The 13,300-nt window shown below is 52.1% G+C and carries 10 protein-coding genes; 2 read left to right on the forward strand and 8 right to left on the reverse strand.

The window, feature by feature from the left end:
* Positions 1–50: 50 nt before the first annotated feature.
* From CLR69_RS19600 to nirB, 8 genes are all read right to left on the reverse strand, one after another.
* Positions 51–1,508 (reverse strand): M20 family metallopeptidase, encoded by a 1,458-nt coding sequence (locus tag CLR69_RS19600; protein ID WP_131535089.1) that lies wholly within the window; start codon positions 1,506–1,508, stop codon positions 51–53.
* A 93-nt stretch (positions 1,509–1,601) separates the two neighbouring features.
* Complete coding sequence (locus tag CLR69_RS19605) at positions 1,602–2,471, reverse strand: transporter substrate-binding domain-containing protein (protein WP_129708472.1); 870 nt, start codon at positions 2,469–2,471, stop codon at positions 1,602–1,604.
* Between the two features lie 98 nt (positions 2,472–2,569).
* A complete protein-coding gene (locus CLR69_RS19610; RefSeq protein ID WP_129708470.1) occupies positions 2,570–3,334 on the reverse strand; it encodes an ABC transporter ATP-binding protein in 765 nt (254 codons plus the stop codon).
* On the reverse strand, positions 3,331–4,065 hold the full coding sequence (locus CLR69_RS19615; protein ID WP_129708467.1) for an ABC transporter permease: 735 nt from the start codon (positions 4,063–4,065) through the stop codon (positions 3,331–3,333). The genes CLR69_RS19610 and CLR69_RS19615 overlap by 4 nt, the downstream gene beginning before the upstream one ends.
* Positions 4,065–4,781 (reverse strand): ABC transporter permease, encoded by a 717-nt coding sequence (locus tag CLR69_RS19620; RefSeq protein ID WP_129708463.1) that lies wholly within the window; start codon positions 4,779–4,781, stop codon positions 4,065–4,067. Before CLR69_RS19620 ends, CLR69_RS19615 begins: the two co-directional genes overlap by 1 nt.
* A gap of 518 nt (positions 4,782–5,299) precedes the next feature.
* A complete protein-coding gene (gene cysG / locus CLR69_RS19625) occupies positions 5,300–6,679 on the reverse strand; it encodes a siroheme synthase CysG (RefSeq protein WP_131535090.1) in 1,380 nt (459 codons plus the stop codon).
* Between the two features lie 85 nt (positions 6,680–6,764).
* Entirely contained in the window at positions 6,765–7,133 is a 369-nt protein-coding gene (gene nirD, locus CLR69_RS19630; RefSeq protein ID WP_129708458.1) for a nitrite reductase small subunit NirD, read from the reverse strand.
* Positions 7,130–9,700: a nitrite reductase large subunit NirB gene (gene nirB / locus CLR69_RS19635; protein WP_131535091.1), complete on the reverse strand. Its 2,571-nt coding sequence runs from the start codon at positions 9,698–9,700 to the stop codon at positions 7,130–7,132. Before nirB ends, nirD begins: the two co-directional genes overlap by 4 nt.
* Positions 9,701–10,334: 634 nt before the next feature.
* Here nirB and CLR69_RS19640 point away from each other — a divergent pair.
* Both CLR69_RS19640 and CLR69_RS19645 read left to right on the forward strand, forming a co-directional pair.
* On the forward strand, positions 10,335–11,489 hold the full coding sequence (locus tag CLR69_RS19640) for a mandelate racemase family protein (RefSeq protein ID WP_131535092.1): 1,155 nt from the start codon (positions 10,335–10,337) through the stop codon (positions 11,487–11,489).
* 99 nt (positions 11,490–11,588) lie between these two features.
* Complete coding sequence (locus CLR69_RS19645; RefSeq protein ID WP_131535110.1) at positions 11,589–13,199, forward strand: ABC transporter substrate-binding protein; 1,611 nt, start codon at positions 11,589–11,591, stop codon at positions 13,197–13,199.
* The last annotated feature ends 101 nt before the right edge of the window (positions 13,200–13,300 follow it).

Here is a 13,300-nt window from a genome sequence, read left to right on the forward strand (position 1 = left end):
TCTCCTGACGGTTTACTGATTTTTCTGATTTATCCCTTCGAATCAAATTCTTATCCCTGCGGGATAGGCGGGAATACGTCGTCTGGAATCGGATTTTCAAACGGTGTGTGCTGTAATCTTTCCTGATGGTCGGCTTTTGCCTGTGCAATCAATTCCGGTGTTACCAGCAGATCGATAGCCAGTGATGCCATGGCCTTTGCCGCGTATTCCGTACCTTTGTGTGCTGCACCGGTTTTCCCCTGTGCAACCAACTGCCAGGAATGCGCCGGTGTTCCGATCGCGTAGGTAGCGCTACGGATCTGCACGGTTGGCACAACCCAACTGACCGTTCCCACATCGGTGGAACCGATAAAGGCTTCATTCGGGCTATACAGCGGATAAATTCCGTCGTGCAGTGTTAAACCCGCTTGAGGTTTGACGCCAAAACGTGCGTAGGATTCGGCGATGTCTTCGGCGCTCAGCGCCGTTTGGAACATCGCCGCTACCTTACGATCTTCGTCATCGAACGGTATCGGGCCGAGCGCCAGCAGATGTTCGTGCATACGCGCTTCCAACGGTGGGTTTGCCAACAGATTAGCATCGCCGCTAATCACCTCGCTGCTGACTTCGGTTTCTGTCATCAGCGCCGCGCCTTCGGCAATTTTCTTCACGCGTTTGACCAACTGATGCAGCTCCGGCAACTGACGTGCTCGTACGAGGTAACGTACGGTAGCGTTGGCCTGAACGACGTTTGGTGCCTGACCGCCGCTGTCGGTAATCGCGTAGTGAACGCGCGCGGAGGACGGCATATGCTCGCGCATGTAGTTCACGCCAACATTCATTAATTCAACGGCATCCAGCGCGCTGCGCCCCAGGTGTGGGCTGCTGGCAGCATGAGCGGCACGGCCTTTGAAGTAAAAGTTCAGTTCGTTACAGGCCAGTGATACCGGGCTGTTGACGCCAGTGAAGGTCGCCGGATGCCAGCAGAGGGCAATATCGACGTCGTCAAAGACGCCTTCCTTGACCATAAAGCCTTTTGACGACCCGCCTTCTTCCGCTGGGCAGCCGTAAAAACGCACGGTTCCAGTCAGTGCGTGCTTTTGCAGATAGTCTTTTACTGCCGTTGCCGCCTGTAGCGCGGCTGTGCCGAGCAGATTATGCCCGCAGCCGTGGCCGTTGCCGCCATTTTCCAGTGGTTTCGGTTCTGCGACGTTTGCCTGTTGACTCAGGCCCGGTAGGGCATCGTATTCACCTAGGATGGCAATAATGGGCAGACCTTCGCCGAATTCGCCCAGTAGCGCGGTCGGCATGCCGGCGATGCCTGTCGTCAGGCGGAAGCCTTCTGCTTTAAGGACTGCTTCGTGCTGTGCCGCCGAACGATGCTCTTCGTAGTTCAGTTCTGGTGTATCCCAGATACCATCACTCAGCGTACAGAATTGCTGCCGCTTGGCCGCAATCAGGCCGCAGATCTCTTCCACAGTCTGATGATTGACGGTAGGCAGCGTTCCTTCATTGTGTATTGCATTCATGCGTGGTGCGCTCGTTTGATTTCTTTGATGCATTTGTGCGGGACGTGTCACAGCCAGCTGGCTATGACACGCGATTCAACTAGAGGGTCACACTCAGAGTGGTGTGGTGTCCATTCCGAACCATTTTTCACTCAGTTTCCTGATGGTGCCGTCTTGCTTGGCCTGATCGATCGCTTTATCGAACATGGCCTTCAGCTCAGGGTCGCTTTTACGCAGACCAACGGAGGAACCGCTACCCAGAATGCCACCGATGAACTGTGGTCCTGGTGTTACGATGTCGGCATTGCCCGGTTTTTCTGAAATACTTTTCAGATAGGGTGCAGAAGCGATAACCAGATCCACACGGCCTGCCTTCAGATCCAGATCGTGTTCCTGTGTGGTTTTATACTCGCGAACTTTCATCACGCCTTTCAGGTATTTGTCCAAAAAGGCGCTGGCGATAGAAGCGGACTGTACGCCGATAGTTTTGCCTTCCAACAGAGGTTTCAGCTTCTCAATTTCTGCCTGTGCGGTGGCTTCATCCGCTGGGTTAATGGAGAAACGCTGGCCCGCGTCTGGGAAATCTTTCGCAAGTTTGCTGGATTTCAGCACGGCGAAAGTCTGCCCTGCCTGTGTGTACGGCTGGCTGAAATCGATCACCTCGCGGCGTTTTTCTGTCGCGGACATACCCGAAATGATGGCGTCAAATTTACCGGCGTTCAGGGCTGGGATGGTACTGGTGAACGGCTGAACCATGATCTCGCATTTCACCTGCATGTTGTTACACAGCACTTTGTACAGCTCGATCTCCATGCCATCTAATGTACCGTCTGGCTTAGTGAAATTATACGGGTGGTAAGCGCCTTCGGTTGCGATACGGACAGTCGTCCATTTTTTCTCTTCCGCTGAGGCGGTGAATGAGGTGGCCAGCGTGCCTGCCATGCACAGCGAGCAGACGAGCAGAGTCAGTTTTGATTTGATCATGTTTTTCTCCCGGAATTCTATATCGTTATATTTTGTTTATTCCCCTACGGAATTTCGCCAATCGATAAAGGTGATGCACGAAATCAGTAGGATTGTGTTTACCAACTGGCAATAAATTGCCGGAAGCGAGCCGACTGGCTGGCGGTGAAAACCTGCTCCGGCGTTCCCTGTTCTTCAATTTCCCCCTGATGGAGGAAGACGATACGGTTAGACACTTCGCGGGCAAAATCCATTTCGTGAGTCACGACCAGCATGGTCATCCCTTCGTCAGCCAGCGTGCGCATGACGCGCAGTACTTCACCAACTAATTCTGGATCGAGCGCAGAGGTTGGCTCATCAAACAGCATGACTTTCGGTTCCATCGCGAGCGCACGCGCAATTGCTGCGCGCTGTTGCTGACCACCGGATAGGTGAGCGGGATAGTAGTGACGTTTATCCGCCAGACCGACCTTCTCTAACAACTGCTCGGCGTGTTCCACGCACTCCGCCTGTGGACGTTTTAGGACGTGCACGGGCGCTTCGATGATGTTTTCCAGCACGGTCTTGTGTGACCAGAGGTTAAAGTTCTGGAATACCATGCCTAACTGGGTACGGATTCGGTCTATCTGCTTGAGGTTCGATGGGCGGTTCTGCCCTTTACGGTTCGGCTTCATTTCAATGGCTTCTCCGCCGACGATAATCTCGCCTTGATCGGGAAGCTCAAGCAGGTTGCTACAGCGCAGCAGCGTTGATTTACCTGAGCCGGACGAACCCAAAATTGAGATGACTTCCCCTTGGTTGGCCTCAATCGAAATCCCTTTCAGGACGTCCAGAGAGCCGAAGCTTTTATGAATGTTGCGCAGGCTAATGGCGGGTATCGTCATTGCAGGTCTCCCAATTTCTTAATTTTTTTCGCTGCCGGTTGCGCGCCCGGCGCACGGAGATGAGGGGTAAGCGTAAATTCTGTCCACATCAGTAAGCGTGTCAGAATAAGGTTAATAAACAGATAAATAGCGCCAGCAACCAGGAAGACTTCGAGCGCCCGATAGGTTTCCGCAATGAGGCGTGCGGCAATACCGGTGATTTCCATCAACGTGATAATGGAAGCCAACGAGGTCGATTTGACCATCGAAATCAGCTCATTGCCGTAAGCCGGGAGTGCCTGACGAATCGCCAGTGGGAAAACGATACGCTTGAAAATCATGAACGACGGCATGCCGCAGGCTCGCGCAGATTCGATCTGGCCTGTGGGAACGGACTGCAATCCGCCACGGATAATCTCGCTGGCGTAGGCACCGGTACATAGGCTGAGCGACAGCAGGGCGCACCAGTGTGGTTCCCGTAGGAACGGCCAAAGTATGCTTTCCCGAACCCAGGGGAATTGCCCCAGTCCGTAGTAAATCAGGAACAGCTGAACCAGCAGCGGTGTACCGCGGAAGAACAGTACGTAGGTTCGTGCAATTGAGCGCAGTACGGCAAAGGATGACAGCTGCATCAGTGCTAAGCCCAGCGCCAGAAAGAAGCCCAGAAAAACAGAGCTGACCGCCAGTTGTAGCGTCAGCGGGATACCGGGAATAATTTCCAGAAACGTTTCGTACAGAAAAGGGAAATCCATCAGCGTTTCACACCCCGGGAATAATGAGACTCAGCACGGCGCATAATCCAGCCGGAACAGATTGAGATAAGTAGATACAGCAGCGCGGCCGCCATGAAGAAATCAAACGGTTTGCCAGTAGAACCGGCACCGGTTTGCGACTGAGTCATCAGCTCTGCAACGCCGGTAACGGAAACCAGCGCGGAGGTTTTCAGCACCAGTTGCCATACGTTGCCGAGTGCGGGGATGGCGTGGCGTAGCAGGAGCGGCATGATGATGCGGCGCAGGCGTAGCAGTGTCGGCATACCGCAGGCTTTGGCGGCTTCAATCTCTCCTTTGGAAACGGCGTAGAATGCGCCGCGATAGACTTCCGTCTGCTGTGCGCCGGAGGAAATGCCAACGGCGATTACCCCTGCGAGGAAGCCCGGAAAGCCAAAGAATTCATTGCTGCCAAACAGTTTGGCGAGCAGGGTTAACGCGGAGCTGCCGCCAAAGTAAAGCAGGTAGATGATGAGCAGGTCTGGTATACCGCGGGTGATGGTGGTGTAACCATCGGCCAGATAGCGTACAGGGCGATTGCCGCAAATTTTGGACCATGCACCGAGTGTGCCGATCGCTGCTCCCAGCAGGAATCCGCAGATCGCCAGTGCGAGCGTCATTCCTGCTCCAATCAGTAATAATTTCCCCCAGCCGTGTTCACCAAAACTGATGAGCTGCCAGAAAGTAACGTCTTCCACAAGTGACTCCAAACTGCTTGCTTATGGTTCTGCTGGACAGAACTGTTTTTGTGATGAGAGGACTACCTACTCCGTTCAGGAACGAGAGTAGAAATGCGTAATGACGCGATGTATCACTCTTCGATTTTTACTAACTCGACGATGTACTGACTCTATGGAGTACGAACTCGATGAAGCACTAATGTAATGAACCACGATGGTTTGACGATGAAATCTGTTCGATGTGAACGATTCAGAGGTCGTGCCGCAAATCTATAGAAAGCTAAGCAATAGTCGGGCCACGTTTTACGTAAACTATTATTGATTATTTATTCATATAGTCTGCTTATTAATGGGTTTTGTTTTAGTCAAAATAAGACAGATATGGCCTGTGGTAAAGCATTAAAGTGACATTTTGTAAGGGGGTATGTTCAAAATAGTGCATTGTTATGCTATTTGGTGGGGCGTTGCATTATGATGGTGCAATAACCGCTATCCGGCAGAATGGATAGCGGGTGAGCGAGGTGATAGAGAGAGGATTATGCTGTCTGGTCAGAGAACCAGCTCAACTTTTCTCGTAAACCGACGACGTTGCCGATGATGATCAAACTCGGGCTACTGGCCTGTTGGGCTAATTCGCTTAATTGGGAGAGCTGCCCACTCAGAACGCGCTGTTTAGTTGAGGTGCCGTTTTCGATAATGGCGACCGGCACCGTTTCCGGTAATTGCTGTTCGATGAGCTTATTTTGAATGTACTCAGCCTGCTGAAGCCCCATGTAAAACACCAACGTCTGTTTTTCTGCTGCGAGGCTCGACCAGTCGAGGTCGGTGTCGTGTTTGACGTGCCCGGTGATCAGTCTGACGCCCTGCGAGTGATCGCGATGGGTGAGTGGAATACCGCTGTAGGCGGAGCAGCCTGATGCGGCGGTAATGCCGGGAACGACAGAGAACGGTACGCCAGCCTGTTGCAGATGCTCCAACTCTTCGGCACCACGGCCGAAGATAAAGGGATCGCCGCCTTTTAACCTGACGACGCGATGGCCCGCTCGTGCTTTTTCTTCCAGCAACTGATTGATTTGCTCTTGAGGAACACAGTGATAGCCAGACGTTTTACCGACAAAGATTCGCTCTGCGTCGCGGCGTGACAGGTTGAGGATCTCTTTCGATACCAGCCGGTCGTAAACCACGATGTCGGCTTGTTGTAGATGCTGTAGACCTTTCAGCGTCAGTAATCCTGCGTCGCCGGGCCCAGCACCAACCAGTGTCACTTCACCTCTGTCATCCAACGGTGCGGAGAACAGCAGTTCCGTCAGTTGTTGAACGCTCTGGCTGTCTTCATTGGCCAGCGCCTGTGCCAACCGATCGTGTACGAAGAGCTTTTCCCAGAAGCGGCGGCGTGCGCTCATCTTGCAGAACCGTTTTTTTACCCGACTGCGTAATTCGCCTGCGAATGCTGCCAGCTTACCGAGATTTTGCGGCAGAATACTTTCCAGCTTTTCCCGTAGTAGGCGAGCCAATACCGGTGCGGCACCGCCAGAGGACACCGCGACCATCAGCGGTGAACGGTCGATGATTGACGGCATGATGAAGCTGGCGCGTTCCGGTGAATCGACGACATTGCAGAAAATTCGGCGCTCGCTGGCGCTGGCATAAACGTGATTGTTGACGTCCTGATCGTCTGTGGCGGCAATTACCAGCCAGACTTCGTTCAGTAACGTAGGATCGAAGGTGCCGTGTACCAGCGTTAATTGAGCATCCTGCTCCCACGTCCGAAACTGCTTGTTAAAATCGAGCGCATTGACGGTAATCACTGCGCCAGCATCCAGCAATAGCCGTGCTTTACGCTCGGCTATTTCACCGCCCCCTACCAACAGACAAGGTTTATCGTGTAGCTGACAGAATATTGGTAGGTAATCCATGTAACGCCTCTTGAAAACTCAGATTATCTTAAAAAATAAGATGGTGGTGTGTTCTGCGGTTTACTCAGGACACGGCCCATGAGGGCTAGGGTAATGGCTGGCTATTATCAACCGCTACGTCACTGTCTGCGATGGATATTTGCACATCACCGTTGGTTACCTGAGTATCATAAGCTGCAACAGAATAGGCTCCATCCTCCAGACAGAAACCATCATAAAGGCGGAAATGCTGTTTTTTCAATGGGCTTGCGACCCACAGCGCTTCATGATGTTCTGCCACTATCCCACGACTGAGTACGCTAGCCTGTGCAAAAGGATCGATATTGCTGATGGCGTAAACCTGTTCGTCGTTACGTGGCCGGAACACGGCGATTTGCTGCTGATCGATCAACGCACAAACGCCAGTACCGGGCAGAATATCGTCTAATTTACATACGGTAGTCCACTGGCTCATGCGCTTTCTCCTTCAAGCTCACTGTTTTTTATCTGAGTAATGAGTTTCACCGGAATACGCTCGGCAGGGCGTGCCGGACGATGTTGTTGACGTTCACCCACCATTTGTACATTCGGGTCTCGTTCCGGGCTGTTAATGAAGTGGGCGAAGCGTTTCTGTGCTTCTGGGGCTGACAGTGTCGCTTGCCATTCACAGACGTAGCCTTCCCGTAACCGCGCGATATCGGCTTCAAGCTGATCGTTAATGCCCAGCTTGTCTTTCACAATTACATTGCGTAGATAGTCGATGCCGCCTTCGAGATTATCCAGCCAGACGGACGTACGCTGGAGCTTATCGGCCGTGCGGATGTAGAACATCATGAAACGGTCCAGATAGCGGACTAAAGTCTCGCGGTCCAGATCGGCTTCCAGCAGGTCGGCGTGGCGCGGTTTCATCCCGCCGTTCCCGCATACATAGAGATTCCAGCCTTTTTCGGTGGCAATAATTCCCACGTCTTTACCCTGTGCTTCAGCACATTCCCGCGTACAGCCGGAGACGCCAAATTTCATTTTGTGCGGGGTGCGGATGCCCTTGTAGCGGTTTTCAAGCTCGACGCCAAAGCCCACGCTGTCGCCGACGCCAAAACGGCACCATGTACTGCCGACGCAGGTTTTTGCCATACGTAGCGCTTTGGCGTAAGCGTGGCCTGTTTCAAATCCAGCGTTGATGAGCTGGGCCCATACGTCAGGCAGGTCGTCTTTTTGTACGCCAAAGAGCGCCATGCGCTGGGAGCCCGTCATTTTTGTGTACAGGTTATATTGCTTGGCGATCTGGCCAATGGCGATCAGGCCATCTGGTGTGATCTCCCCGCCTGCGGAGCGTGGGATGACAGAGTAGGTGCCGTCTTTTTGGATATTACCGAGGAAGTTATCATTGGAGTCCTGTAACGGCGCGTGCTGTGGTTTGAGCACGTATTCGTTCCAGCAGGAAGCCAACAGAGACGCGACGGTGGGTTTACAGACCTCGCAGCCATAGCCCGAACCGTGTTTTTCCAGCAGTTGATCGAACGTTTTGATTTTTTCGATTTGGATCAGGTGGTATAGCTCCTGACGCGAATAGGCAAAGTGTTCGCACAGGTGATTATTGACTTCAATCCCTTGCTTGCTGAGTTCCGCATTCAACACCTGTGTCAGCAGCGGGATACAGCCTCCGCAGCCTGTACCGGCTTTGGTGGTTTCCTTAAGCGCCGCGACGGTATGACAGCCGCCGTTAATCGCTTTGATAATGTCGCCTTTGGATACGTCGAAGCAGGAGCAGATTTGCGCACTTTCCGGTAGCGCATCGACACCCAGCGTCGGCTTCGCACTGCCAGCCGTAGCCGGAAGAATAAGCGCTTCAGGGGAATCTGGCAGCGGGATCTTGTTCAACATGAATTGCAGCAGGTTGCCGTAATCCCGTGTGTCGCCAACCAGTACGGCACCGAGCAGCGTTTTGTTATCGGCGCTGACGATCAGACGTTTGTAGGTTTCTTTGTTTTCATCCAGCCACATATAACTGCGAGCGCCCGGTGTATGGCCATGTGCGTCGCCAATCCCGCCGACATCGACCCCCATCAGCTTGAGCTTGGCGCTCATATCGGCACCCTGGAATCGGTTTTCATGCCCTAACAGGTGGTCGACGGCAACCTGTGCCATTTTGTAGCCGGGTGCGACCAGACCAAACGGTCTGCCTTGCCATGCGGCACATTCACCGATGGCGTAGACGTCAGGATCGGAAGTTTGGCACCAGTCGTTAATGGTGATACCGCCACGTGGGCCGATTTCCAGCGCACATTGGCGGGCCAGCTTGTCTTGGGCACGGATACCGGTAGAGAACACGATAAAGTCGACTTCCAGCGTACTGCCATCGGCAAACACCATCGTCTTGCGGCTTTCCAGACCGGAGTGCTGAATGGCCTGCGTGTTCTTGCTGGTGTGCACTCGCACACCCATATTTTCAATCTTACGTTGTAGCAGGGCGCCACCCTGTGAATCCAGCTGTTCGGCCATGAGCACCGGAGCGAACTCAATGACGTGTGTTTCCACGCCAAGGTGTTTCAGTGCGCCAGCTGCTTCCAGACCTAATAGACCCCCGCCGATCACCGCCCCACGTTTACTGCGGCGCGCGCAGTTTTCGATAGCGTTCAGATCTTCAATGGTGCGGTAAACGAAACAGTCTTGCCCGTTTGATCCTTTAATGGCAGGGATCCAGGGATAGGAGCCGGTTGCCATGATGAGCTTGTCGTAATACACGGTACGGCCGGAATTGGAGTGAATGGCTTTTTCACTGCGGTTGATGGTGATGGCACGTTCACCTAACAGGACTTTAACGCCGTTCTTTTCGTAATAGCCTTCGCGTACCAAAGACAGCTCTTCTACTGTGTGGTGTGCGAAGTAAGAAGAGAGGTGGACACGATCGTAGGCGACGCGGGGTTCTTCACAAAAAACAGTAATATCGTAGGTGGATGTTGGGGCCTTATCCAGCAACTCTTCGATAAAACGGTGGCCAACCATCCCGTTACCGATTACAGCGAGTCTGACTTTGTTCATTTTTGCCTCAAAATTGCTTCTTCTGAGGCTACCTTATCGCGCTACAAAGGCCGCTTATTGATGTATATCAAGTTGTCTTTTATATACTTCTTTATGGGTATGTTGATGATTTTACTTATTTTTTATTAAGTCTTGGTTTTTGTTGGGGTTTTAGTGACGGGTAAAAATGAGATCTATAGCACGCTTTTGGTCAGAAGCGGACTGATTAGCGGCCAATCCACTATCAGGGTAATCATCTCTCTTATCAATCATTCACGTTCCTGGTGGCTCAAAAATAAAACTAAGGGATTATCCATTTATTTAATAAGGATATGAAATTTTCTGGTGATAACGCTCACAGCTTTATGTGCAACTGCACAGTTATCCACGACATAATTTCTTCATATGAAAGAAATTGCCTAATGACTAACGGCGTAACAACCTTAATAATTAAAAATAAAACGCTATTTTTTTTTAATCAGCACGCTATTTCTTTTTGTGATGCCGATCGACTTATAAGGTCGTACCAGAAAGAGATATGCACTTTTTATCTACCATCCCAACACCGTCAGTGGAGCGCTTCTTTAATTATTTGTGTGGCTTACATGCGCAATCGCGTACATGAGCTGTGTTAAACATCAAGGCAGGTAACAACGTGAAAATAGAATCAATTGATGTCACCGTCTTCACTTATCCCACACGTCGGGTTTCCGACAGTGCGGGTCATTCACACCCGGGAGCCGAGAATCAGGCCAAGATGGCGCTGTTGACCATCACGGCGGATGACGGCCAAAAAGGTTACGCTTTCGCTCCGCCGGAAGTGATTCGTCCTCATATCGTTAATGCTTTCTTCCGCAAAGTGTTAATTGGGCAGAATCCGTTCGACCGTGAGCGCCTCTGGCAGGATCTGGTGCATTGGCAACGCGGCAGCGCCAACCAACTGACCGACCGCGCGCTGTCGATTGTGGAATCTGCACTGTGGGATTTGCAAGGACGCGTGCTGAACATACCAGTACATAAACTGCTCGGTGGCTATCGTGAAAAAGTCCCTGCCTACGGCAGTACCATGTGTGGTGATGAGCTGGAAGGTGGTTTATCGACGCCAGAGGAGTTTGGCCAGTTTGCAGAAAAGCTGGTGCAGCGCGGTTATAAAGCCATCAAGTTGCATACCTGGATGCCGCCAGTATCGTTCGCGCCTAGCCCGAAAATGGATGTGAAAGCCTGTGCGGCAGTACGTGAAGCTGTCGGCCCAGACATCTGCCTGATGCTGGATGGTTACCACTGGTACAGCCGTAGCGATGCGCTCTATATCGGTCGTGAACTGCAAAAGCTTGATTTCACTTGGTTTGAAGAGCCAATGGAAGAACAGAGCATGGCGTCCTATAGCTGGCTGACCAAGAGCCTGGATATCGATGTCATCGGGCCGGAAAGTTTGTCAGGTAAATACTTCAGCCGTGCTGACTGGGTGAAAGAAGGCGCATGCGACATTTTACGTGCGGGCGTGCAAGGCGTGGGCGGTCTCTGGCCGTGTATGAAGGTCGCTAGCCTGGCGGAATCCTTTGGTATGGACTGTGAAATTCACGGTAACGGCGCACCAAACCTCAACGTCGTTGGGGCGATCAAAAACTGCCGCTGGTACGAGCGCGGTCTGCTACATCCTTTCCTCGATTACGACGAACCTGCTGCTTATCTGAATTCGATTGTCGATCCGATGGATGATGAAGGTTTTGTGCATCTGCCGCAACGTCCGGGGCTGGGAGAAGATATCAATTTTGACTGGATTGAGGAGCATACCCTAAGTAAAGAATAACTTTTTTGTATGAATGGTTTTTTGTTCGATCTGAAAGATAGCCTTACCTAAAAAATAAAAAGTTGTCGTCTTCCATGCTCCCACACCTGGAGAATAATGATGAAAGCACGAGCAATACTCCGTACCCTGCTGTTAGGTTCACTCTGCATGGCCGCTACGCCGGCCATTCTATCGGCAAAAACCCCTGACGATCAGCTGATCGTGGGGATGAACATGAACAACATGCTCTCACTCGACCCGGCCGCGATGACCGGTAATGAAGTGGTGGGCATTATCGTTAACCTCTATGACTCGCTGGTGGTGCTCGATCCTGCCAATCTGAGTAACATCCTGCCTTCTCTGGCGAAAAGCTGGAGCGTCAATGATGCTGGTAACGTCATTACCTTCAATCTCGTGGATAACGCCAAATTCCATTCTGGCAACCCCGTGACGGCACAAGATTTCGCCTGGTCGATGAAGCGTCTGCTTAACCTCAATATGGCACAGGCCACGACGTGGAAATCCTACGGCTTCACCGCGGAAAACGTGGAGAAGATGATCCGTGCCAAAGACGATCACACCGTTGAAATCGAGCTGCCGAAACCGAACGACCCTAAGTTGGTGATCTATTCGCTGGCAACGTTGGGTAGCGGTTCGGTGCTGGACAGTAAAACCGTCATGAAGCATGAGAAAAACGGTGACTGGGGCAACGGCTGGCTGACCACGAACGAAGCCGGTTCTGGCCCGTTCAAGCTGGACGTGTGGCAGGCGAAAGACGTGCTGCGCATCAGCAAGGTTGAGAACAACTGGCAGGGCGACGCAAAAATGCGGCGCGTGATTTTCCGCCACATGACCGAATCACAGGCGCTGCGCCTGATGATTGAAAAAGGTGACATTGATGTTGCCTCTGGGATGTCGGTGCCGGATATCAACGCGTTGAAACAAGACAAAGATGTTGTGGTCGATGAGGTGAAAAAAGGCACGTTGTACTACGTTGCTATGAGTCTGAAAAATGAATACTTCGCTAAACCAAAAGTACGTGAAGCAGTTCGTTACCTGATTGATTACGATGGCGTTAATAAGACGGTGATGCCCGGCTATGGCTTCTATCACCAGCGCCCTATCCAGAAAGGGATGGATGCGACATTGCCGGATCCTGGCTACAAGCTGGACGTGCCGCGTGCGAAAGCGCTGCTGGCTGAAGCGGGCTACCCGAATGGATTTGAAACTACGCTGCGTGTCTTGTCCGATCAGCCGTTCCTGAATCTGGCGACATCGGTACAGTCCACGCTGGCACAGGCGGGCATCAAAGCCAAAATCATCTCCGGCACGGGTAATCAGGTTTACGGCGCGATGCGCGATCGTAACTTCGATATGCTGGTTGGCCGCGGCGGCGGCGGCGTCGATCCGCATCCTCACTCCAGCCTGCGTTCTGTTGTCTATAACCCCGATAACAGCGACGAAGCCAAACTGACCAACTTCCAGGGCTGGCGCACCTCTTTCTACGATAAGCCGCTGAACGACATGATCGATCAAGCGCTGTTGGAGAAAGATCCTCAGAAACAAAAGCAGATGTATATCGACGTACAGAATCGCTATGAAGAACTGTTCCCGGCCATTATTCCGGTGTCGCAGATGATCGATTCTGTGGTGTTGCGTAAGGACGTGAAAGGCTATGTACCGCACCCGTCCTCTACGACGCATCTGCGCGAGGTCTATAAACAGCGCTAATTTCCACACGTTAAACCGGAGAATTAACCGATATGTTCCCGGTTAATTATCCCGCTCAGATACGTCAAAAGAGATGACCGCGTGAGTGGTGACTTGCTGTC

Origin of the sequence: Pectobacterium zantedeschiae (assembly GCF_004137795.1) — a bacterium.
In the GTDB taxonomy this organism is placed as follows: domain Bacteria; phylum Pseudomonadota; class Gammaproteobacteria; order Enterobacterales; family Enterobacteriaceae; genus Pectobacterium; species Pectobacterium zantedeschiae.

Bases quoted from the DNA above. Each gene is read 5' to 3' on its own strand.
- nirD (WP_129708458.1), bottom strand. From the start codon at position 7,133: ATGAGCCAGTGGACTACCGTATGTAAATTAGACGATATTCTGCCCGGT.
- CLR69_RS19645 (WP_131535110.1), top strand. From the start codon at position 11,589: ATGAAAGCACGAGCAATACTCCGTACCCTGCTGTTAGGTTCACTCTGC.
- nirB (WP_131535091.1), bottom strand. From the start codon at position 9,700: ATGAACAAAGTCAGACTCGCTGTAATCGGTAACGGGATGGTTGGCCAC.
- CLR69_RS19605 (WP_129708472.1), bottom strand. From the start codon at position 2,471: ATGATCAAATCAAAACTGACTCTGCTCGTCTGCTCGCTGTGCATGGCA.
- CLR69_RS19600 (WP_131535089.1), bottom strand. From the start codon at position 1,508: ATGAATGCAATACACAATGAAGGAACGCTGCCTACCGTCAATCATCAG.
- cysG (WP_131535090.1), bottom strand. From the start codon at position 6,679: ATGGATTACCTACCAATATTCTGTCAGCTACACGATAAACCTTGTCTG.
- CLR69_RS19610 (WP_129708470.1), bottom strand. From the start codon at position 3,334: ATGACGATACCCGCCATTAGCCTGCGCAACATTCATAAAAGCTTCGGC.
- CLR69_RS19615 (WP_129708467.1), bottom strand. From the start codon at position 4,065: ATGGATTTCCCTTTTCTGTACGAAACGTTTCTGGAAATTATTCCCGGT.